The sequence below is a fragment of the Parasphingorhabdus sp. genome (assembly GCF_036568145.1).
Taxonomy (GTDB): Bacteria; Pseudomonadota; Alphaproteobacteria; order Sphingomonadales; family Sphingomonadaceae; genus Parasphingorhabdus.
This window is the reverse complement of the sequence record NZ_DATCTC010000001.1, coordinates 22,873-44,754: the sequence shown is the minus strand read 5'-3', so window position 1 is coordinate 44,754 and position 21,882 is coordinate 22,873. Positions and strand designations below refer to the sequence as shown.

Sequence of the window (21,882 nt, the reverse complement as noted above, 5' to 3'; positions counted from 1 at the left end):
TAAACTCCTTTGGGGGCATTGTATCAGGCTTTGTATGTCTTTTAGATAAGTATGTCTTGCAGATATATAAGGCGCTGTCAGTCCTGCGCCTGTCCTCGCCATATCAGATCAGGGACATCATCCAAATTTCACGCTGCGGTTTCAGGCGGATGCCGGTTCGTCGGGGGCGGCTGCGTCATTCTTTGCCCTGGCCTCGCGGCGCTCTGCATCGCGCCGGGCGATCAGCCAGTACATGGCCGGGGTGACGATGCGCGATAGCAGGGTCGAGCTTATCAGGCCGCCAATGATGATGATGGCAACCGGTGCGTAAAGCGCCCCGCCCAGCAGCGCCAGCGGCATAAGCCCGCCTATCGCGGTGACGGAGGTCAGCAGAACCGGCAAGAAGCGCACTTCGCCAGCCTCCTCGATCGCTTCTCTCAGCGGCATTCCGCGCTCGCGCAATTTGGTGGCGAAATCGACCAGCAGGATAGAGTTTTTAATTTCGATTCCGATCAACGCGATAAACCCGATGATCGCCATGAATCCCATGCTGTTGCCTGTGACAAACAGGGCGATGATACCGCCAAATGTGCCGAGCGGAATAACACCCGCGACCACGATTGTTTCACGGAACCGGCGGAATTCGGCGACCAGTACCGCAAAGATCAAAAGCAAAGCCGCCGCGATAATGGGTCCGAAATCGCCAAATGTATCGTCAATTGCTTCGCTTTCGCCGCCGATAGAATATTCATAGCCGTCCGGAAAATCGATCTTGCTGATTTCCTCAACCGCCGCGTCGGTCACATTTGCAGGAATACCACGATAATCGACCTGCGCCGTCACCGAAACAGAGCGCTGTAATTCAAAGCGCTGGATCTGCGGCGGCACGTTGGTCAGATGCGGGTTGCTGACCTGGGATAGCGGGACCGGATCGCCGCTGCGTGTAGCCAGATAAATGTCATCCAGTGCGGAAACAGGCTGGTTTTCATCCAGCGGCAAGCGGACGGTTACCGGATAATTGTCCCCTTCTGTATCGCGGAACGTGGCCGCACGCTCCCCGCTTAAAGCCAATCTGATGGCGCGGCGCGCTTCGCCGGGCGGAATATTCAGCAAGGCCGCTTTGCGTTCGTCCAGCCCGATATCAAGGTCGATCTTGTCGGTGGCTATCGGGTTTTTAACGTCCCTCGCGCCCTCGGTATCGCGCAAAATCCCTGCGACCTGCGCGGCCAGTTGCTTTAATATATCCAGTTCGGGACCGGAAATGCGGATGACGATGGGCGCTTCCACAGGGGCGCCATTCTGGAAAAGTTCCAGTTTCACCCGTGCGCCGGCAATCTGGTCAAATTGCGGTCTCAGGCGGTTGACCAGCGCTTCGCCCTCTTTCGATTTCCATTCGTCCAGTACGGCCAGCACCTCGCCATAGTTGGTGCGCTCTGCACGGGGGCCGATATTATAGAAAACCTGCGGATTGCCGTTGCCGACATTTTCCGCGCGGACCTTTATGCTGGGTTCGGTTTTCAATATTTCGGTGACTTGTTTGACCGCAATGTCGGTTTGATCGAGGCTGCTGCCTTGCTCTGTTTCCACTGAGACGCGGAAATAGGGGGCATCGGCATAGGGGAACAGGGAAAAGCCCATGCTCGGCACCAGCGCAAAGGCCGACAGGCAAAGCGTCATGGCGATGATAACGGTTTTCCACGGCGCACCCAGCGCCATGTGCAGCACTGGGCGGTATAAGGTCTGGATTTTATTGTTTATCCATTGCAGCGCGGGGTTGCCTTCCGGGTCTTCGTCACGGCGTAGCATCCGGCTGGCCAGAAACGGGATCAGGGACAGCGAAATGACGAGGGATGCGGCCACGGTGACCATGATCGACACGAAAAAGGACTCGGTATAGGCACCCGCTCCTCCGGGCAGGAACAGCAAGGGCACAAAGGCGAAAACCAGCACCAGAGTGGAACCGATAACGGCTGTACGGATTTCCAGGCTGGCGTCTATCGCCGCCTGCACCCGGCTTTTGCCCATGCGTAAATGGCGGGCAATATTTTCGGTCACAACGATACTGTCATCGACCAACAGGCCCAGCGAGACAATGAATCCGGCAATGGCGAGCTGGTTAAGATTATAGCCCATCGCATAGATGACCAGCAGCCCCGAAGCGAGAGAGAGCGGGATGGATATCATCACGATGCCGGATGCGCGCGGACCCAGTGGTAACAGGGTGAAAATCACCAGACCAATGGCAACGGCAAAATCGCGGGTCAGTTCGCTTAGCCGCTTTTTGACATCACGGCTTTGGTCAAATTGCTCGATCAGTTTGATGTCGGGCGGCAATATTTCCTGATGCTTCTTTATTTCCTCATCCAGTTGGGCTTTCAGCCGGGTCACGTCGATACCGTCTTTTTGCGTGACCGTCAGGAATATGGCCCGTTTGCCATTGTGCCGCGTGCGGTAAATCTGTTCCTCCGAGCCCCATTCCACGTCGGCAACATCGTCAACCGTCAACAATGTTCCATCCGCGGCGCGTAGCGGCAGCCTCCTGATATCGTCCAGATCACGAAACGCGCCGCCCGCTTCGACATTCAACCGGCGGCCACCGCTTTGGACCGCGCCGCCGGGCAATTCCATCCCCCCCTGGCGCACGGCGTCGGCAACCGCGCTGGCCGGGACTTTCAGTTCGGACAGGCGCGCCGGGTTGATTGCGATGCTGACCTCTGGACGGGGCAAGCCGAATATCCGGGACTGGCGGACCCCTTTATAGCGGGTCAGATTGTCGGACAGGTCATCCGCATATTTTTCCATCCGCCGCCATGACGCATTTTCGCTGACCAGCGCCAGTTGGACGACAGCCGCTTCTGTTGTGCGGACTTTCAGGAATTCCAGCCGTTGCAGATTGGGGGGGAGCTGGTCGCGAATGGCCGATACTTCGCGGACCACATCGTCGAAATAGCCGTCAACATCGCCGGACCAGTTGCTGAATTCGACATTGACCATCGTTCCGCCATCGGTGCTGGTCGATTCGACCTCGACAATATCGTCCAGCCCCTGGACCACTTCCTCGATCGGTTTGGCGACCGTTTCTTCCATATCCTGAGCATCGGCACCGGGCAGCACGGCAATGATATTGACGACCGGAATCGGGAAATGCGGGTCCACCGCGCGGGTGATGTTCATAAGCGCGTTGACGCCCATGACGGCGAGCAGGATGAACATCACAATCGTCAACTGCCAACGTCTTATGAAAAACTCTGCCAGCATCCTAAAAGATATTCTCGTGCATGATTGCGGCGGTCATCATTTCGCGGTGCTGACCGGCTTGATCCGGTCGCCATCGCGTAATTTCTCAACCCCGCGGGAAACAACGACCTCTCCGTCTTTCAGGCCCGATATGATTTCCAGAGCATCGTCGGTAAGCTCCCCGACAGTGACATTGCGCTGCTTCACGCGGTTATTGCCATCGACAACAAAGACCAGCCCTTCGTCGGAGCGCACGCCAAATATCGCGGTTGCGGGGATGGTTACCGCCCCGTTATGGTCGCGTGAAACCTCGATAGCCGCGCTTCCAAGCTGTCCGGAACGCAGCCGGTCATTGGCAGGCAGCCGAAAGCTGAGTTCAAAAGTCCCCGTCCGCTCGTCCGCCCGTCCGTCTTTTTCGCTCACCACCGCGTCGATGGGATCGCGGGATATGGCGGGCACCGAAACCTTGGCGCGCATACCGACGCGGACGCGGGATGCATCGACATCCGTTAATGGCACTTTCAGAACGAAACCCTTGTCCAGTTCCCCCAGCACCATGACCGTTTGTCCGGCAGAGACAATCTGACCTGCGTCAATATCCCTGCTGAGGATGATGCCATCGCCGGGGGCCACAATATTGGCGGTGCGGCTCGCAAAGCTGCTGGAGTTCACGCGGGCCTTGGCGGAAAGCGTTGCCGCTTCGGCTTGTTCCAGCCGCGCCTTGGTTATCCAGCCATCGTCATAAAGGGATTTTATCCGGTCATATTCCGCCTGTGCCCGGTTCAGCTCGGCCTGGGCGGATTCCAGATCGGCGGACACGGTGCTTTTGTCCAGCGCAGCCAGAACAGCCCCGCGTTTGACCCGGTCGCCCTCGTCATAGTGGACCACCGCGACCTGACCGGAAGTGGTGAAGCCCAATGCCACTTCCCGGCGCAGACGCACTGTGCCGGCGGCGGTGATGATTTTATTCTGGGCGGCAGTCTGGACCCTGGCCGTCGCGGCAGGAATAGCGGCTTGCTCTTTCGGCTTGTCTTCCGTGCTTGCTCCGCTGCACCCGGCCAAGGCGGCGGCGATGCCAAACACTAATAATTTACGATAACGCACCGGCATTTTCTGCTCTAGTCCCCCTATTCCCCGGCCCTTCATAAGTCGCCAGACTGCGCTGACAAACAAAAAATTGCGAATTGCAACGTAAATGCCGTGAATTGTGTTCTACGGGTCGCAGTCTCTAGCTTGCGGCGCGCTTCAACCTGTCATTTATGGCCGCCCCAATCCCCGTTTCCGGGATGGGCGCAACCGCGATGCCGGTCGATGCACTGCTATCGGCCAGATGCAAAGCGGCAAACAGCTTGCTGGCCGCTTCTGCCAAATCGCCGCTCTTCGAAAGGTTGTGATCGCCCTCTATTGCGCCAAAACCGATATGATATTCCTGCGCAGTCGCCTTGGTAACATTCAAACGGACGGGTTTGGCGGGGGCATAATGGCTTAACATCTGTCCCGGCGATTCGATTTTGTCGCTGGCAGAGATTATCGCGGGCTTGCCGAGTGCGGTTTCCAGCTCTTCCCGCGTAATCGGACCGGGGCGCAGGATCTGGTAATCATCCCCGCGGACCGCAACGATGGTGGACTCTACCCCGCTATGACACGGCCCGCCATCCAGTATCATCGGGGCATCATTGCCCAGACTGCTGGAAACATGGCTGGCTATGGTCGGGCTTATCCCGCCGCTTTTATTGGCCGAAGGCGCGGCGAGGAACAGCCCGGAAAGCTGTAACAGCTTTTGCATCAACGGATGGGCGGGGCAGCGCAGGGCAATGGTGTCCAGTCCCGCCGTTACCGCTGGCGCGGCCGGGCAAACCGGCGTTTTGGGCACTATGATCGTCAGCGGACCGGGCCAGAATTGCTCCGCCAACCGGGTGGCAAGCGCATTAAACTCGCCCAGCTTACGCGCAGCGGCAAGGTTCGACACATGCACAATGAGCGGGTTGAAATCCGGACGGCCCTTTGTCCGGTATATATCGGCTATGGCATCGGCATTGCTGGCATCGGCGGCCAGTCCATAGACGGTTTCGGTGGGAACAGCGACCAGTTTGCCCGATTGCAGCCTCTGCGCGGCGGCGGCGAGCGCCTCCTTGTCATAAGGTTCTGTGTTATCTGCAATATGATTATTTGAGCCTGACATAATAGGGCGCTATAGCGCAGCGAGATTTCAAGCAATAGCGGATAGATTGAACATGAGCTTTACAGCGCCAAGCAGAGAACAGAATTTCGTCCTGAAACATATCGCCAATATTGGGGCGCTAGCCGAGCATGAGCGGTTTGCCGGCGCCAGCGATGATATGGTCGAAGCAATTGTGGAAGGCATCGGCCAGTTTGCGGCAGGGGAATTTGCCCCGATAAACCGCATCGGTGATACTGTCGGGGCACAGTGGAAAGACGGCGCTGTGACCTTGCCCGATGGTTTCAAGCAGGCTTATGACCAATTTGTCGAAGGGGGCTGGGCATCGATTGACGGTCCGGAAGAATTTGGCGGCCAGGCTTTGCCTTATTCCCTGTCGGCGCTTGTCCTGGAAACCTGCGGCGCTGCCAATTTTGCCTTTACCCTGTGCCCTATGCTCAGCTTTGGCGCGGTTGAGGCGATCCATGCCCACGGCAGTGACGAGCAGAAAGCGGCCTATCTGCCCAAGATGATTTCCGGTGAATGGACAGGCACGATGAACCTTACGGAACCGCAAGCCGGGTCCGATGTCGGGGCATTGCGTGCGACTGCCGAACCGATCACGCAAGGCGAGCATGCCGGGAAATACAAGATCAAGGGCCAGAAGATATTCATCACCTTTGGCCAACATGACCTGACCGACAATATCATCCACCTGGTATTGGCCCGGACACCCGGCGCACCGGAAGGGACACGGGGCATATCGCTGTTCATCGTTCCCAAATATCACCTGGATCCCGACGGCAATCCGGGTGCAGCCAATGATGTGAGCTGTGTTTCGATTGAACATAAGCTTGGCATTCATGCCTCGCCAACCTGTGTCATGGCTTATGGCGAAAATGGCGAATGTATCGGGGAGATGATTGGCGGTGAATTTGGCGGCATGAAGGCCATGTTCACGATGATGAACAACGCGCGCATCAATGTCGGTTCACAAGGTGTGCAGATTGCCGAACGTGCCATGCAGCAAGCCACCCAATATGCAAATGACCGCGTGCAATCCGCACGGGCGGGAAGCGGCAGCAAAGAGCCGGTTGCGATTATCGAGCATCCCGATGTCCGCCGGATGATCCTGCGCAGCAAGGCGTTGACGCAAGCGGCGCGTGCCCTGCTTTATTATGCGACATCCCATGTGGACGGCGCGACACTGGGCATAGAAGGCGCAAAATCGCGTGCCGAAATCCTGACCCCGCTCATCAAAGGTTACGGCACGGACATTGGCAATGAAGTCGCCTCTATCGGTGTGCAGGTGCATGGCGGCATGGGTTTCATCGAGGAAACGGGAGCGGCCCAATATTACCGCGATGCCCGTATCGCTCCGATTTACGAAGGCACTAACGGTATTCAGGCGGCGGACCTTGTCGGGCGAAAACTTGGCCTTGATGGCGGCGATGCGTTGATGGCGCTGATCTCTGACATAAAGGCAGAAGCGCAGGACGAAGACGCACTGATGGCTCTGGCACTGGCGGCAGAAGAAGTTGCGCGCTGGATGGCGGGCGGCGATGCGTCTATTGATGACCGGCTGGCCGGAAGCTACCCGTTCATGACCATGCTGGCGACGGCGACTTGCGGAATGTTGATGAAGAAACAGAACCGGATTGCCGAAGCGGAACTGGCAGGCGGGGATGATGCGTTTCTGAAAGCCAAGCTGGTGACAACGCGCTATTATCTCGATCATCTGGTCCCGGAAGCCATGGGGCTCAAAGCCGCTGCAATGGCGGGGGCCGATATTCTATATCGCCTCGACAGAGAAGAACTGGCGCTCTGACATGGCGGATTCGGGGAATGGCTATTCGGCGACCGATGCGGCTTTGCACCGGATTGCCGATGCTTTGGAGCGGCTGTCCCCGGTCCCTCCCGCTTCCGCTGACCTAAGCCATGGCGCGGCCTATCACTGGACTGGCAAATCCATGCAAGCGATTGAGGGTTTTGCCCCGCTTCCCCTCGATATGCTCACCGGTGTTGACGAGCAAAAGGCCAGATTGCTTGAAAACAGCAAGCGGCTGGCAGACGGTTTTGCCGCGCATGATGTCATGCTGTGGGGGTCGCGCGGCATGGGGAAATCCGCTCTGGTCAAAGGGGTGGTCCGTGAACTGCAAAATGCCGGTAGCGATATAGCGCTGGTTGAGGCGGGTGCGGATATGCTGGAAAGCCTGCCGGATCTATTCGCGATGCTGGGTAAAGAGGCGCGCGCCTTCATCCTGTTCATCGACGATATCGGCTTTGAGGAAGGCAGCGCAGCCCCCCGCTTGCTGCGCTCCATGCTGGAGGGCGGAGCGGCGGCGCGGCCAGCCAATGTGCGGCTCTATGTAACATCGAACCGGCGGCATATCGTCCCGCGGCATATGGCGGAACAGGATGACCCGATTAACCCGCGTGACGTGATTGACGACAAGTTGGCGCTGTCCGACCGTTTTGGCTTGCGGCTGGGTTTCCACGCGGCATCACAGGACGATTATCTGGCGATGATACAGCGTTATGCAGACGTTCACGGACTGGATTTCGACAGCGAGGACGCGCTTCTATGGTCCAAGCAACGCGGCAGCCGGTCGGGCCGGGTGGCGTGGCAATATGTGGTCGAACTGGCCGGACGCGCAGGGAAGCGGCTGGGTTAGAGTGATGTTAGCTGTTGAGCGCTGACGCGCCCGATTATTCCGCATCTGACGCTTCGTCCGTTTCAGACTTTACCGCACCGGGTTTTGACACGCGCCAGATAATGCCGCTCACATCATCGCTGACCAGCAATGCGCCACTTTGGTCAAATGTGACCATGGTCGGGCGGCCGCGTGCTCTTTCTTCGTCATCTATAAAACCGCTGAGTACGGTTTGGGGCTTGCCTTGCGGCTTTCCTTTTTCGTCAAAGTCGACATAGACAACGTCATAGCCTGATAGGGGCTTGCGGTTCCATGATCCGTGCCGTGCGATGATCGCGCCGCTATCAAAGGGTGCGCCCAAAGCCTGACCATGGGAAAATGCCAGCCCCAAAGGCGCGACATGGGCACCAAGGCTATAATCGGGGCGGCGTTCATACTGGCGGTGATCGAGGTTTTTCGGCTTCACGCGCGGGTCAATATGGCCGCGCCAGAAATGCCATGGCCAGCCATAATGAGAGGCAAAGACGACTTCGGTCAGATAGTCCGGCACCATGTCGCTGCCCAGCATGTCACGCTCGTTCACGACCGTCCAAAGCGTTTCTGTAACCGGTTCATAGGCCAGGCCAACGGGGTTGCGCAGGCCGTCCGAATAGACAATTTTATTGTTGGTCGCCAGTTCGATGCGCAAAATGGCGGCCCGTCCTTTTTCCTTATCCAATCCGTTTTCGGCAATATTGCTGTTTGATCCAACGGCGACAAACAGATATTTGCCGTCCGGGCTGGCGACAAGATTGCGGGTCCAGTGATTATTGGGGGCAAGGGCATTAAGATTGGCGACCTTGCGCCCCTCTGCGGTGATTTTCGTGTCACCCTCTGTATATGGGAAAGCCAGAACTTCGTTGGTGTTGGCGACATATAATGTGTCTTCGATAAGCGCCATGCCGAACGGGGAGTTCAGATTTTCGAGCAGGGCAAATTTCTCGTCCACCTTGCCATCGCCGTCATTGTCGCGCAGCAAACTGATCCGGTTGGCAGATTCCGTGCCTGCGCCCGCTTTGCTCATCAACTGGCGCATGATCCATCCCTCGATGCCGCGATTCGTGCGGGGCGGACTATTGGTTTCGGCTACCAATATGTCGCCGTTGGGAAGGCGCAGCATATTGCGCGGATGGTCCAGCCCCTCGGCAAAGCGTTCGACCGTCAGGCCCTCTGCCGCCACTGGTCCTTCACCGTCTTCCCAGGGAACGGCTTCAGCGACATTGATGGTCGGGAAATTTTCTTTCCGGACATCGGTGAGCGACGGGTCAACACCGGTGGTTGCCTCCAGCGGCAATCGGGCGGTGTCACCGCGCATCAGGTAAAAGCCCGCGCCGATGGCGATGACAATGATCAATATCGTGATATTGCGGATATGTTTCAGCATTTATCAATAATAGATAGGGCCGCACCATATGACAAGCGCGCTATGAGATGCCCTATATTATTGTAATCGCTTGGCGATAATCAGCCGCGTTTAGACCGGAACCCTGCCAAATTTCAAAGGTCGTAATACCATATCGCGATGGAAATCAGCGTGCCTGCCGCAAATCCGGCGAGAAGCCCGATAACCGGCTGCCCCAGCAGACCGCCGCCAATGGCGCCGAAAATACAGCCTACCGCCAGAAAGAAACCACCGGCGCTTTTCTTGGAGCCTCTTTCTGGTTCTTGGTTGTTTGTCATATTATCCCCGCGTGATGTGCGATTTCAATTCGGATAGCTCCATGCCCTATTGCGGCGGGTGGGAACAGCTTTTTACCAACAAAGTAAATTTTTGTTCACCATCGCCTTTGACAATATTTCCATCCCTTCGCCCTTAATCGTGCCATACAGCGCGGCCGCAAAGGACGTGTCTTTCTATTGCAGGAGCCTGTCATGCACTTACCCGTATTCATAGACTCCGCCAATTATTCCGATGCCGAGCAGCTTATCCTCAACTTTGGCGAAGAGGCCGGACTGGAAGCCTCGATCAGAGCGGATAAAAGCCGCGCTTTGGGCAATCACCTGCATTATTGCAAATGGCGGCAGGTCGAGCGGATCTGCCTGCTGCTATCCATCGACCATTCGATCGGTACGGTGCATTAGAGATACGGGACAGCCTGAATAATCGAAGTGGCGCTCATCGTGGCATTATCAGCTCTACCGTTTCGGGTCGCAGATAATCTGGGCCGTTGTGCCAGAGCGGACGCTGCAATTGGGGCGTCCATCAATCTGGATTTTACCGGTGCCGTTGTTGGAAATCGTGACTTCCTTTTCCACAAAGACATGGCTGCTCGCGGGCCCGCGCTGGACGAGATCAAGCGTTTGCAGGCGTAGTCCCGAACCATCGAGCACGCTGGAGCCAAGAAGTTCGATTCGGCCCTTTTTCGCCTGACCAGCGATGATGATCTGCCCTCCGCCGGTCATCGCGATGTTGAGCGTGTCGCTATCGACATCGCCGATGGTGAGCACGCCAAAGCCGCTGAGCCGCGCCCGCGCATCGCGCCCGCCCAGCTTGTCTAGAGCAACCGCGCCGGAACCGGAATGGGTGATGCTCTTTACCACAGGGCTGCTGAGCGTGACCGTTACCGGCTCATCTCCGGAAAAGTGGCTGTCGTTACTTGTTTTTGGCTGGACAGATACGATCAACTGGCTGCCATTTTTACGCAGTAGCACCCGGTCCAGCACTTCCCTGTTCGCGGCTTCTGCACTGGCCGATACTCCGCGATCCGTGGAGATGGAGACATTGATATTGCCGATAATGCGAACATCTTCAAAACTGGAAATGGAGAATTTGCGTTCAGCCGCCTGCGCTACCTGCACCGAGTGCATTATTGTTAAGCAGCCAGCCAGAACGCATATCAATCCGGCGAACGGTTTTTTCATAACGGCCGTGCCTCTCCATATTCCATCCAGCCCAGCCATCTGGGAGTTTTGGGCGCATAATGGCCGGCATTATCGAGCAATGCGAAGCCCTCTGCCTCGAATAATTTCGCGACGGGCCGGTGCAGGTGACAGCCACCGGCAATATGTTTCCACACAGGTTCGATCCGCTGCTGCCATTTCTCCGGTCCTTTATCAGGCGCGCGGCCATGTTCGAGGAACAGGATCTTGCCGCCCGGTTTCAAAACCCGCCGCATTTCTTTCAAAACCTGTTTACCATCCTGCACTGAACAAAGGGTAAAGGTGGTGAGAAGCGTATCGAAACTATTGTCAGCAAAGGGCATGGCTTCCCCCACGCCGTCCAGTATATCCATGGCAAAGTCCAGCTTTTGGGCTTCCTTTCGGGTATAGTCGAGCAGCTCTGCCGAGGGGTCAAGCCCGGTCAGCCTGGTGACTTTTGCCCGGTCATAAAATTGCAGGTTGATCCCGCCGCCGCAGCCCAGTTCCAGAACATGGCCTTGCGCCTTGGGCACAATGTGGCTGCGGTCCTTCATCACCGCCGGTTGCGAGCAGGCAAATTTTATCAGCCGCGGGACCGCGTGCTTTTCCCATAGATTAGGCATGGTCCGGATTCCCGCCGGAAACTATGCTGTGATGCTTGTGCCTTCCCATCATCCCCACCTTTGTTTTTTCGTTAATGCAGAGCTTGACGAACCATGCTTCCAAGTCAAGCTTGCTATCGAATCTTAAAGCGTGGTTCGGCAGGCTCACCGCTAACAGGAAAGCATCACTCGCAGGTCACTTCGCCTGACCCCATAGCATTGGTTTCGCAGGTGGCTTTGCCATGGATGCGGACATTCCCGGACCCGAGAATAGTGGTATCCACGGTGCCGTCCGATGCCAGGACAACATTTCCGCTACCGGCGATCTTGATCGAGACATTTTCCGTTTTGAGGGCCTTGCCATTAATATCTCCCGAACCGGCGATCGATATTTTGGTCGATTGCGCGCTGCCAGCGATCAGGATATCACCAGAACCAGCGATTTTGGTTGTGAGCGATGCCGTTTGCAGGTCGGCAATCTTGATATTACCTGATCCGGCCAGTGTCAGAGCCGTGCTTTCACCTTCCATCTTGTCCGCGTCAATATCGCCCGAACCGGCTAGCTTGATATTGCTTAGCGTTGGTGCGGTAACATAGACTGTCGCTGCACCCGATGTCGTGGATAACAGGCCATCACTTTCGCGCCCGACTTTTATCTGTCCGTCGGTAATTTTGTAACGCAATTGTTCCAGTGCATCCTCATCCCCTTCGGCCCGGATGGAATGTTCCGGTCCGGTGGTGAAGATAATATTATCCGGCCCGGCGAGGGTTACGCCCGCAAATTCACCGGGATTCTTTGCGGTCTGTCCAATTGCCGTGCCGCCTTCGAACGTACTGCTGCCGACATTGCCAACGGCCTCGGCAATAGAGCCTTCACAGGCGCTAAGGGCAAGGAAAGGGACGAGTAATAATAGCTTCTTCATCAGAGTCCTCCACTGTGTATTACGTCATTAATACACCATGAAGTTCGCCATGGCAAGAGATCAGATGGAGCGGCCGGATAATGCTTGTAGAACAGCTATTTCAGTGGCTGGCGCACCACCAATGTATCGCATGGCAAAAGGGTTATCAGCGCACGTGCCATGCTGCCCATCCTGTTGGCCCTGAAGCCGCTTGTGCCGTGCGTGCCGACAACGGCAAGATCGGTGCGGCTGTCGGTTATGGCTTGTCTTACAACGGTGCAGGTTTCGCCATATTCCACGGAATAGCCAAGCTTTTCCCGAACATCGTCCGGCAGTTTCAAGCCATCGATAAATTTCTTCATCTGCTTGTGTTGTTCGGTCCGGAATTCATCCGTGATTGCGTCATCAGTGTGCAAGAACCCTTCAAATGGAACGTGAAAGGCATTGACGATATGGGCGGGCAGATCCGGGAAAAGCGCACTTCCGCGTTCCAGCGCATAGGCGGATGGATATGATAGGTCGCTGGCGAGGAGCAGCCGTTCATAAGACGCAGTTGCACGATTTTTTGCGATTAAAATGGGTAGCGGGCTGTGCTGGATGATCCGTTCCAGCTGCATGCCCATAATCAGATCACCGATACTGGCGGTCCGGGCCACGCCGGTTACAATCATCGCTGCGTTGCAGGCTTTCGCATTCTCGATAATTCGGGTGACGACATTGCCGCTCTCGATAATGATCTGCGCTTCCACGTCCTGACTGGCAAGGTCCAGTTCGATCTCCGCCTTGGCCGCTTCAACCGCATCCTCTTCATAAGGTTCCTTTTCCAGAACATGAAGGATGACCAGCTTTGCGCCCCGCGTCTTGGCAAGATTGACCGCACGGTCCATTGGCCGGTCACCACGGGCGGAGAGGTCGGTGGTGAGGAGAATAGTCTGGTCAGAGGTCGCTGACATGGGGTTATGCCTTTCTATTTAACGGCAAATGCCGATTACGCAGGATCGTTTCATTATTCTTCTAGTATTTACTGGACCTAAATCAACCGGGTTTGGGGTCAACAAGGGTGTACTTTATTTTCACGACTTCGGATCAGCACGGATATAGGGTGTTCAGTCGGTTTCATCGATCGTTTGGATTTACATGACTGGCGCTTGCCCCTAGTTACTCTATAATATTTTCAAGCCGAATCCGGACCATAGGAATCGGTGCAGGATAATTACAGACCCCTCGATGTTAAAAATTGCCAGCTATAACATTCACAAGGCCGTTGGCACCGACCGGCGGCGTAATCCGGGGCGGGTGATTGATGTGCTTAATGAACTGGATGCCGATATTGTTGCGCTCCAGGAGGCGGATCGCCGTTTCGGCCCGCGTGCGGCGACCATACCGCCGTTAATGCTCGAACAATATAGCGATTACCGGGCCATTCCGCTGGATGTGCAGACTGACTCGATGGGCTGGCATGGTAATGCGATATTGGTGCATAAGTCGGCAGAGGTCACCACCCATGACATATTGCATATCCCCTATCTGGAGCCGCGAGGCGCGGTGATGGCGCAGATTGAAATGAACGGAATTGATCTGTCGGTCTTTGGCATGCACCTTGATCTATCCGGCCTGTGGCGCCGACGTCAGGCCGGTGCGATTGTCAAACTGACCGAGCAATATGGTACGGATACGCCGACCGTATTGATGGGGGACCTCAACGAATGGAGTGCCTCTGGCGGCTGCCTGAGTGTTTTTGCCCGCAACTATAATTTTGTCGATTGTGGCCGCAGCTTCCACTCACGCGGGCCAATCGCCGCGCTCGACCGGATCATGCATTGCGACCGGTTAAAAGCCATAGCAGGCGGCGTGCATGACAGCGCGGCATCACGCAAGGCATCGGACCATCTTCCGATCTGGGCGCAGGTTGAGCTTGCCTAGAGGCTGATTATTCCGGCGGATATTCCGATGGCTCGCCCGGTGGATATTCCGAAGGCCGCTCGGGCGGGGTTTCGGGAGTGCGCGGCGGCGTTTCCGGTAAGCCGGGTTCGCTGGTCTTGCCGGGCTCCATAGGCGGAGATTCCGGCGGAGAAGCAGGAAAATCGTCCGGCTTGTCCTGTGCAGAAATATTCTGTGCCAAGCTGGTTTCAACCTGTTCTATCATAAAGACTCCTTTGGTTTCCCGCTAAGTCCTTATACCCTGATCTGCCATGGCTGGCCACCCCGCCACCGCAGCTATAATAGGTTCAGGCGATTATGCGTAATAGGCCACGCTTTGCATACCGGTTGCGATCAATTCCCGCTCGCTGTTCCATATGGCCATGTACTGGCTGCTGGCGCCGTGGTCGGCATGGTGGGTTTGCGAATCGATCAACCACCATCCATTACTGGTTGCGGGATGATCGGCGATGATATTGACCTGCCAGTTCATGGAGCTGACCATTGCATTTTGATCGAGCAACCCCATGATGGATGGCGGCAAACTGTCCCCCATGCATAATATCTCTGCCATCGGGTCAAGCCCTTCGCGGTCTTTCAGCCGCATCCAGCGGGTTAGCCGTTGGGTTTTTGTGCTGGTATCGATCCGCTTGCCGACAAATTCCATCCGGGATGTGAAAAATTGTTCCGGCCCGCTGCGAACCTCGTCCTCTTTGGGAAGGGGCGGGAAATCGGGTTGCGGCATATCATGGGCCTTGACCTCTGTCTCGCGCTGGCCCGCAAAGATGAAATTGCAGTGGAGGCCCAATCCCTTGTCACCGAATATCTCGGACTGGACAAAGGCCGTGCTGCGTCCGCGCCGCAGCATTTTCGTCTGTGCGGTCAGCGCCCCGAACAGAGGTCCGGTAAAGGCAATCTGCGCAGACCGGAGGCCTGGCAGGTCATCTTCGATATGGCTGGCGGCATGATAGGCGATCGCCGTCGACAGCCCGCCAAAGGCAGTTCGCCCCTGGGTCCAGCTTTGCGGCAAGGTCACGGGATTGGCGTCACCGCCCGGCCCGCACTGGTTTAAAAGGTCCGATAAGCTTAGCGTCTGGTCGGAATTTATGGTCATCTGATCGTTCATCCAATCGGCTTATCGCGGGAAAAGAACGAAATCCAGTAATAGATTGAAGGTGCGATTTACTTAATTTGCAATTTGGCCTATAGGAAGGGCAGGATTTTCAATCTCTTACTAGGAGATATTTCATATGGGTTACAGTAACACTCTTACGCGCGCCGACCTTTCCGATACCATGAATCGTCAGGTTGGATTGTCCCGTGCCGATAGCGCAGAGATGGTGGAATCCATTCTCGACCATATGATTAACGCATTGATTAATGGGGAAAATGTCAAGATTTCCGGCTTTGGCACCTTTGTCCTGCGCGACAAGGGAGAGCGCACAGGCCGTAATCCCAAGACCGGTGTGGAAGTGCCGATCGCTCCGCGCCGCGTGCTGACTTTCCGCGCCAGCCAGACCATGCGTGACCGCATCATTGCGGCTGGATAGTCTGAATCGAGTAACAAATGACCAAAGACCTCGGAGCATTCCGGACGATAGGTGAACTTTCAAAAGAGTTGAACATCAAGCCGCATATCTTGCGGTATTGGGAAGAGCAGTTTGGTATGCTCCAACCGCTGAAACGCGCTGGCTCACGCAGGCATTACCGCCCCGATGATGTCGAAATGGTCAGGACAATCAACCGCCTGCTCAATGAAGAAGGCTATACGATAAAAGGCGCGCGCAAATTCCTGGCGGCCGGTCAGAAGGGTGGGCGCAAGAATCAGCCATCGGGTCCGACAGGCGAATCCGTGAAGGATGAGGCCGCCTCACCGGTTCCGGCCACAGCCAGCCAGAGCGTCGATAATGGCCTGATGCTAAAAGAGTTAAAAGCAATCCGCGACCAGCTATCGAGTGCGTTGAGCCGCGCCTGATTTGCGCTGATGGCTGAGCCGAAGCTTATCGGGATTAAGTGTAATAAACGACCTTAACGCCCAAATAACCCCAGCGCTTCAAGCTCCCGCTCCAGCGTTACCGCGTCTTTGAAAACATGTCCCTTGATTCCCAGTTTTTCGCTGGCTTCGATATTGTCCGGCCGGTCATCAACAAACAAGCATTGCCCCGCCGTCACATCAAAACGGCGCAGCGCAAGCCGGTATATTGCCGGATCGGGCTTTGCCAGCTTCTCTTCGCCGGAGATGATAATATCGGAAAAATAATCGAATATCGGCTTGCCCGCCCGGAAATGCGGCCAGAATTCTGCGGAAAAATTGGATATGGCGAACAGGCGGACATTGGCGTCATTCAGCCGCTCTATCAGTGCGGGAACACCGTCAACCTCGCCGGGGTTGGTTTCGTTAAAGCGGGGGTAAAAGGCTTTGATAAGGTCGGCATGATCGGGAAACCGGCTTATCAATTCTTTGCTGGTATCGGCAAAAGCGCGTCCGGCATCATGCTGGAAATGCCAATCGGGTGTGACGACATTTTCCAGAAACCATTCGAGTTCCTGCGCGTCATCGATCAGCTTTTCATAGAGAAAGCGTATGTCCCACCGGGAAATCACATTCCCGATGTCAAAAATTACTGTGTCAATTCCGTAAGGCAGGGGGCCTGCCACGAAGCGGGCTTAGCCTTGACGGGCTTTGAACCGGCGATTCGTTTTGTTGATCACATAGGTGCGGCCACGACGACGGATCACGCGGCAGTCACGATGACGGTTTTTGAGCGACTTTAAAGAGTTGCGGATCTTCATTTTGGTATCACACCTTAATGTTTGAAATTTACTATTTGAATGTCTTGAAAACAGCCGTGGCCGCATTGCAGCCCGACATAATCAAGTGGGCAGTTAGGGTTATGCCCAGCCAAAGTCAAGTATTGAGGGGGTCATTCTGGGCGAATCTCACCCAATTTGCGTTCCCAGGCCAGTGCATGGCTCACAATTTTGTCCAAATCCGCATTTTGCGGCTGCCATGCAAAGCGTTCCATGATCGCGCGATTGTCCGAAATCAGCGAATCAGGATCGCCTGCCCGGCGTCCTTCCATTTTGCGGACAATCTTTCGATTCGTGACCCGATCCACGGCGTCGAGCACCTCTAGCACGGAAAACCCCCTGCCATAACCGCAGTTGAGCAAGTGGTTCCGGTCAGGCTCCGCAATTAGCGCTTCCAGCGCATGAACATGGGCCGCGGCCAGATCGGACACATGGATATAATCGCGCACCCCGGTGCCATCTGGCGTATCATAATCGCTGCCGAATATGGCAACACCGCTGCGCTTGCCCAGTGCGGCTTCGACCGCGACCTTGATAAGATGCGTCGCGCCCGCCGTGGATTGGCCGGTGCGCCCTTGCGGGTCCGCGCCTGCTACGTTGAAATAGCGAAGGGCACAGAAATTAAGATCATGGGCAGCCGATACATCGCGCAGCATATATTCGGTCATCAATTTGGACATGCCATAAGGATTGATCGGCACTTGCGCTGTGTCCTCTGTCACAGGGCTTTCCTTGGGTATGCCGTATGTTGCGGCGGTAGAGGAAAAAATGAAATGCTTTACGCCGTTTTTCACAACAGATTCGATCAGGCAGCGGCTTTTGGAGCTGTTATTGTCATAATATTTCAGCGGATTTTCCACCGATTCCGGAACGACAACCGATCCTGCAAAATGCATCACCGCGCCGATATTCTGTTCCTTGATAATTTTCGCGACAAGATCACTGTCCGCGACATTGCCTTCGTAAAATGGCACGTCATCCGGCACGGCCCAGCGGAAACCGGTGACCAGATTGTCGATGACGGCCACCGGCCATCCGGCATCTTTCAGCGCGCATACGGCGTGGCTGCCAATATAGCCGGCTCCGCCCGTGACCAGTATAGTGAAACGCCCCGGCATAATATCCCCCAGAAAGCTGATATTTCCGGGGTGATATCGGGGAAAAGTAGCTATCCGGTTAACCATAGAGCCACGCGGTCGCAATTATTTACCCGCAGGCGGCATAAAATGGGCTAAAGATAGCTCAGGCTTTGAGTAAGGGAGTTGGAATCATGTTTATGGAAAAGCTATGTGGGCCCAGGCTGTTTAGCCCCAGTCTGTTTAGTTCAAGTCTGGTTAGTTCAAGACTGTTTAGAATCGCCGCATTATCCTTCGCATCATTGGCGATGACGGCCTGTGTCGCATCTATGCCTCCTGCCAACGTCACCCGTTTCCATAACGCTCCGACAGCTCCGATCACCACCGGAACCATCTCTATTATGTCGCCAGCCGAATCGAGCGAGGGAACTGTGCTGGAATATGGCACATATACCGCCGCCGTCCGCCGGGAATTGCAGAGGATCGGATATACCGAACTGGCTTCGGGAGCAGAGGATAGCGAATATGTCGCGCGCATCTCTGTCCAGACAAGCCGGCTTTCCGCAGATGGCTCGCGCTCCCCGGTATCGGTTGGCGTCGGCGGTAGCACGGGCAGCTATGGCTCAGGCATCGGGGTCGGTATCGGTATCAACCTGAGCGGCAAGCCAAAGGACAAGATTGCCACCGAATTGTCGGTCCGCATTTCCCGCCGCGCCGATAACCAGGCGATATGGGAAGGCCGCTCCTGGATAGAGGCCAAAGCCGGTTCACCGGGATCGCAACCCGCTCTGGCGGCCTCCAAATTGGCCGAAGCGTTATTCAAGGACTTCCCCGGAGAGTCAGGAACCACTATCACCGTCCCATGAGCATTCAACTTACCGCCGCTTTCGATAGCGGAAACATCACCGTCCACGACATTTCCGGCACCAAGGCCGAGCTGTCGATTCGCAAGGACAAAGACAGCGATTTTTTCCAATGGTTCCATTTTCGCGTTACCTGCGAAATTGGCGATACGCTGGAACTCAACATAAACGGGCTGAAAGACTCTGCCTATCCGCAAGGATGGCCCGGCTATAATGCCTGTGTCAGCGAAGACCGCGAATATTGGGGCCGCGCCGACAGCAGCTATGACGAGGACAAGGGCATATTGTCCATCCGCTACACTGCCGCCAGCAATATCGTGTGGTTCGCCTATTTCGCACCTTACAGCATAGATCGCCATCACGACCTGATCGCGGAAATGGCATCGGTTGAGGGCGTGACCTGTCGCACTCTGGGCCATTCGCTTGAGGGGCAGCCGATAGACTGTATCGAGATGGGTGAGGGCGACAAACAAGTCTGGCTCTATGCCCGGCAGCATCCCGGCGAAAGCATGGCCGAATGGTGGATGGAAGGCGCACTGGAAATGCTCGCCGATCCCGCTGACCCGCATGCGCGTGCATTGTTACAGAAATGCCGCTTTCATATCGTACCCAACATGAACCCCGATGGCTCCTTCCGCGGACATTTGCGGACCAACTATGCGGGCACCAACCTCAACCGCGAATGGCATGAACCAAGCGCAGAAAAAAGCCCGGAAGTCCTGTGCGTGCGTAATGCCATGGACGAAAGCGGCGTAGATTTTGCCATGGACATCCACGGCGACGAAGCCATCCCCGCCGTATTCATCGCCGGTTTCGAAGGCATCCCCAGCTGGACCGAGGAACAGGGCCGCAAATATAACGACTACCGAGACCGCCTCGCCGCCCGCACCCCGGATTTCCAGACAGAACTAGGCTACCCCACCGCAGGCGAAGGCAAAGCAAACCTCTCCATGTCCACCAACCAGATCGCCGAACGCTTTGGCGCGGTAGCCATGACCCTGGAAATGCCGTTCAAGGATAACCGCGAGCTGCCGGACGAAGAGCAGGGTTGGTCCCCGGAGCGGTGCAAGCTGTTGGCGCGGGAGTGCTTGGCGACGTTGGTGGAGGTTTTGGGGTGAGGAGTAGGTAACTCGTGTTTGAGCGGCCTTGAGTATAAATTGTTTGCTATTTTATTTGATTATTCAGGTGACATTGACGTTTAAGAGTAAACACAAAGAGGTTGATATTTGGATACCTTGCGGTAGTTTACTTTCATCAAAATTATGAAAGTAATCATAAAATATGCAGCTCAACGAACTAGCGCACTATTATCTCAATGCTAAAGACGTGATAAAACAGACCGTGGACGCGCTTCCTGAGAACGAAGTCAGTGGTGTTTCCGAGATGTGGGAGGCTTTCTTTGCTAACCGGACGAGACAAGAGGAATTCGATGGCATATTGAATATGCTGAACGGGCGCTATGACAGCACATCTGGTGTGGCGTTGAAAATCAAGGATGAAGACAAGGAAATTTACTCGCGCCTCTATAGTGCCGTTTTTGAAGGTACCAAGATCCCTGATTGTAGTATGTTTGGCAATCCGGATGTGCTGAAAGTAGGAGAAATTTATAGCTACGCCTCCTACCTTCAAAACTACAGCAGAAATCGCGATCTTATTCCTTTCTGTAAAGAAAGGTTCCGTCGTCCAATTCATGTCCTAGAAATCGGGGCCGGCTATGGGGGCATGGCAGAACAACTGATTTCAGCCGGCATAGTGGATAGTTATACAATCATAGACCTGCCAAATAATCTTGTTCTATCCAGCACATATTTGAAAGCTGTGTTTGAATCCTCCTATGAGTTCAATATTTGCGGTCCCCTATTACACTCCAAAGCACTGAACTTTATAGTACCTCAGCAGCTTCAGGATTTGGCTGAGAAAAAGTTCGACTTGGTGCTTAATTGCGATAGCTTGGGCGAAATGCCGGCGTCTGTTGCAAGCACATATATTTCATTTATCTCAGAAGCCTTATCCGAAGATGGAATATTTTATTCTAAAAACGGGCATCGACGTTCCGTAGGAACAACTGAAAAGGTAACGGATTACGGATATGATAGATTTGATTTGCTTAAAATCGAACCTACTCAGGTGCCGAGCCTGGTTTTCGATCATCACTCACACGTGCTATACTTAAAGAAGAAAAGTGCGAATGGCTCGGTAAGCGTATCAGGGACGCTTTTTGATACCATATCAGAATTGTTTCGGTCAGGCATTCATTACGAAATATCTAGTATTCTCAAAGGTGTGGCGAACAATGACTTAAACGCCGAACAAGAGAAATTCCTCACTTATGTTAAAGACATATATGGAAAAGGCATCATCGATCTGAAGATCAAATTTTCTGATGCAGGCTTGCAGGCGGCCGTGGATTATCTTCACGGGATAGAGCTTTTCAATCTCGGCAAGAAAGCCGCAGCAAAACTTAAACTTGCCGACTATGTTCCGCAATCTCGGTCTGCTGTTGCAGAAGCCATCGCGCGGTTTGTACTAATGCAAATCGATAAGGCTTATTTGGCAGATCAGAACTATACTAACGGTGTCAGAACTGAATTTTTGCTCAAGACCATGAAGCTTGACCTGCACAATCCTGTGCAACGGTTGGCGCTGTTCAAGATACGGCAATACAATGTCAGATTGGTCACAAGGCCGTTTACCAAGGGAGATATCCCTGCCGCAGTGAAGGTCAAAAATTTGATTATGAAATATTTGAGGTAATTGACTCGCATACTTTGTCAAAATGCCC

At 55.0% G+C, this 21,882-nt stretch carries 23 protein-coding genes; 9 read left to right on the top strand and 14 right to left on the bottom strand.

Annotated features, from left to right (window positions below):
- Window positions 1-141: 141 nt before the first annotated feature.
- The 3 genes from VIN76_RS00215 to VIN76_RS00205 form a co-directional block, all read right to left on the bottom strand.
- Complete coding sequence (locus tag VIN76_RS00215) at window positions 142-3,237, bottom strand: efflux RND transporter permease subunit (RefSeq protein ID WP_332039799.1); 3,096 nt, start codon at window positions 3,235-3,237, stop codon at window positions 142-144.
- Window positions 3,238-3,273: 36 nt separating this feature from the next.
- Window positions 3,274-4,362 carry an efflux RND transporter periplasmic adaptor subunit gene (locus VIN76_RS00210; RefSeq protein ID WP_332039798.1) on the bottom strand — a complete coding sequence of 363 codons (1,089 nt, stop codon included), beginning with the start codon at window positions 4,360-4,362 and terminating at the stop codon, window positions 3,274-3,276.
- Between the two features lie 82 nt (window positions 4,363-4,444).
- Window positions 4,445-5,398, bottom strand: coding sequence for an L-threonylcarbamoyladenylate synthase (locus VIN76_RS00205; RefSeq protein ID WP_332039797.1), 954 nt, complete (start codon window positions 5,396-5,398; stop codon window positions 4,445-4,447).
- 52 nt (window positions 5,399-5,450) lie between these two features.
- Between VIN76_RS00205 and VIN76_RS00200 the strand changes: the two genes are divergently transcribed.
- A complete protein-coding gene (locus tag VIN76_RS00200; protein WP_332039796.1) occupies window positions 5,451-7,202 on the top strand; it encodes an acyl-CoA dehydrogenase in 1,752 nt (583 codons plus the stop codon).
- Window position 7,203: 1 nt separating this feature from the next.
- Window positions 7,204-8,049 (top strand): ATP-binding protein, encoded by an 846-nt coding sequence (locus VIN76_RS00195; RefSeq protein WP_332039795.1) that lies wholly within the window; start codon window positions 7,204-7,206, stop codon window positions 8,047-8,049.
- 34 nt (window positions 8,050-8,083) lie between these two features.
- Here VIN76_RS00195 and VIN76_RS00190 read toward each other — a convergent pair whose 3' ends face one another.
- Window positions 8,084-9,451, bottom strand: a complete 1,368-nt coding sequence (locus VIN76_RS00190) for a sorbosone dehydrogenase family protein (protein WP_332039794.1) — start codon at window positions 9,449-9,451, stop codon at window positions 8,084-8,086.
- 113 nt (window positions 9,452-9,564) lie between these two features.
- Window positions 9,565-9,747 carry a hypothetical protein gene (locus VIN76_RS00185; RefSeq protein WP_332039793.1) on the bottom strand — a complete coding sequence of 61 codons (183 nt, stop codon included), beginning with the start codon at window positions 9,745-9,747 and terminating at the stop codon, window positions 9,565-9,567.
- Between the two features lie 192 nt (window positions 9,748-9,939).
- On the opposite strand from VIN76_RS00185, the gene VIN76_RS00180 reads away from it, so the two are divergent.
- Window positions 9,940-10,149, top strand: coding sequence for a hypothetical protein (locus tag VIN76_RS00180; RefSeq protein WP_332039792.1), 210 nt, complete (start codon window positions 9,940-9,942; stop codon window positions 10,147-10,149).
- A gap of 54 nt (window positions 10,150-10,203) precedes the next feature.
- On the opposite strand, the gene VIN76_RS00175 is transcribed toward VIN76_RS00180, so the two are convergent.
- The 4 genes from VIN76_RS00175 to VIN76_RS00160 form a co-directional block, all read right to left on the bottom strand.
- Window positions 10,204-10,929, bottom strand: a complete 726-nt coding sequence (locus VIN76_RS00175; RefSeq protein ID WP_332039791.1) for a GIN domain-containing protein — start codon at window positions 10,927-10,929, stop codon at window positions 10,204-10,206.
- Window positions 10,926-11,549, bottom strand: coding sequence for a class I SAM-dependent methyltransferase (locus tag VIN76_RS00170; RefSeq protein ID WP_332039790.1), 624 nt, complete (start codon window positions 11,547-11,549; stop codon window positions 10,926-10,928). Before VIN76_RS00170 ends, VIN76_RS00175 begins: the two co-directional genes overlap by 4 nt.
- 164 nt (window positions 11,550-11,713) lie before the next feature.
- Window positions 11,714-12,451: a head GIN domain-containing protein gene (locus VIN76_RS00165; protein WP_332039789.1), complete on the bottom strand. Its 738-nt coding sequence runs from the start codon at window positions 12,449-12,451 to the stop codon at window positions 11,714-11,716.
- Between the two features lie 95 nt (window positions 12,452-12,546).
- Complete coding sequence (locus VIN76_RS00160; RefSeq protein WP_332039788.1) at window positions 12,547-13,383, bottom strand: universal stress protein; 837 nt, start codon at window positions 13,381-13,383, stop codon at window positions 12,547-12,549.
- 274 nt (window positions 13,384-13,657) lie between these two features.
- Between VIN76_RS00160 and VIN76_RS00155 the strand changes: the two genes are divergently transcribed.
- Window positions 13,658-14,353 carry an endonuclease/exonuclease/phosphatase family protein gene (locus VIN76_RS00155; RefSeq protein WP_332039787.1) on the top strand — a complete coding sequence of 232 codons (696 nt, stop codon included), beginning with the start codon at window positions 13,658-13,660 and terminating at the stop codon, window positions 14,351-14,353.
- Window positions 14,354-14,360: 7 nt separating this feature from the next.
- Here VIN76_RS00155 and VIN76_RS00150 read toward each other — a convergent pair whose 3' ends face one another.
- Together VIN76_RS00150 and VIN76_RS00145 are read right to left on the bottom strand one after the other, a co-directional pair.
- The gene (locus tag VIN76_RS00150; RefSeq protein ID WP_332039786.1) at window positions 14,361-14,576 is read right to left on the bottom strand and encodes a hypothetical protein; all 216 of its coding nucleotides are present in this window, start codon (window positions 14,574-14,576) and stop codon (window positions 14,361-14,363) included.
- Window positions 14,577-14,666: 90 nt separating this feature from the next.
- The gene (locus VIN76_RS00145; RefSeq protein ID WP_332039785.1) at window positions 14,667-15,464 is read right to left on the bottom strand and encodes a thioesterase family protein; all 798 of its coding nucleotides are present in this window, start codon (window positions 15,462-15,464) and stop codon (window positions 14,667-14,669) included.
- Window positions 15,465-15,600: 136 nt separating this feature from the next.
- Between VIN76_RS00145 and VIN76_RS00140 the strand changes: the two genes are divergently transcribed.
- Both VIN76_RS00140 and VIN76_RS00135 read left to right on the top strand, forming a co-directional pair.
- Entirely contained in the window at window positions 15,601-15,900 is a 300-nt protein-coding gene (locus VIN76_RS00140; RefSeq protein WP_332039784.1) for an integration host factor subunit alpha, read from the top strand.
- A gap of 17 nt (window positions 15,901-15,917) precedes the next feature.
- Window positions 15,918-16,325, top strand: a complete 408-nt coding sequence (locus VIN76_RS00135) for a MerR family transcriptional regulator (protein ID WP_332039783.1) — start codon at window positions 15,918-15,920, stop codon at window positions 16,323-16,325.
- A 53-nt stretch (window positions 16,326-16,378) separates the two neighbouring features.
- Here the strand turns inward: VIN76_RS00135 and VIN76_RS00130 are convergent, their stop codons facing one another.
- From VIN76_RS00130 to galE, 3 genes are all read right to left on the bottom strand, one after another.
- Window positions 16,379-17,008: an HAD family phosphatase gene (locus tag VIN76_RS00130; RefSeq protein WP_332039782.1), complete on the bottom strand. Its 630-nt coding sequence runs from the start codon at window positions 17,006-17,008 to the stop codon at window positions 16,379-16,381.
- Between the two features lie 9 nt (window positions 17,009-17,017).
- Window positions 17,018-17,143 carry a type B 50S ribosomal protein L36 gene (gene ykgO / locus VIN76_RS00125; RefSeq protein ID WP_007165381.1) on the bottom strand — a complete coding sequence of 42 codons (126 nt, stop codon included), beginning with the start codon at window positions 17,141-17,143 and terminating at the stop codon, window positions 17,018-17,020.
- A gap of 131 nt (window positions 17,144-17,274) precedes the next feature.
- On the bottom strand, window positions 17,275-18,279 hold the full coding sequence (galE, locus tag VIN76_RS00120) for a UDP-glucose 4-epimerase GalE (protein WP_332039781.1): 1,005 nt from the start codon (window positions 18,277-18,279) through the stop codon (window positions 17,275-17,277).
- Window positions 18,280-18,566: 287 nt separating this feature from the next.
- On the opposite strand from galE, the gene VIN76_RS00115 reads away from it, so the two are divergent.
- The 3 genes from VIN76_RS00115 (at window position 18,567) to VIN76_RS00105 (ending at window position 21,854) form a co-directional block, all read left to right on the top strand.
- Window positions 18,567-19,103 (top strand): DUF4136 domain-containing protein, encoded by a 537-nt coding sequence (locus VIN76_RS00115; protein WP_332039780.1) that lies wholly within the window; start codon window positions 18,567-18,569, stop codon window positions 19,101-19,103.
- Window positions 19,100-20,218 (top strand): M14 family metallopeptidase, encoded by a 1,119-nt coding sequence (locus VIN76_RS00110; RefSeq protein ID WP_332039779.1) that lies wholly within the window; start codon window positions 19,100-19,102, stop codon window positions 20,216-20,218. Before VIN76_RS00115 ends, VIN76_RS00110 begins: the two co-directional genes overlap by 4 nt.
- Before the next feature lie 163 nt (window positions 20,219-20,381).
- Window positions 20,382-21,854: a putative sugar O-methyltransferase gene (locus VIN76_RS00105; protein WP_332039778.1), complete on the top strand. Its 1,473-nt coding sequence runs from the start codon at window positions 20,382-20,384 to the stop codon at window positions 21,852-21,854.
- Window positions 21,855-21,882 lie beyond the last annotated feature (28 nt).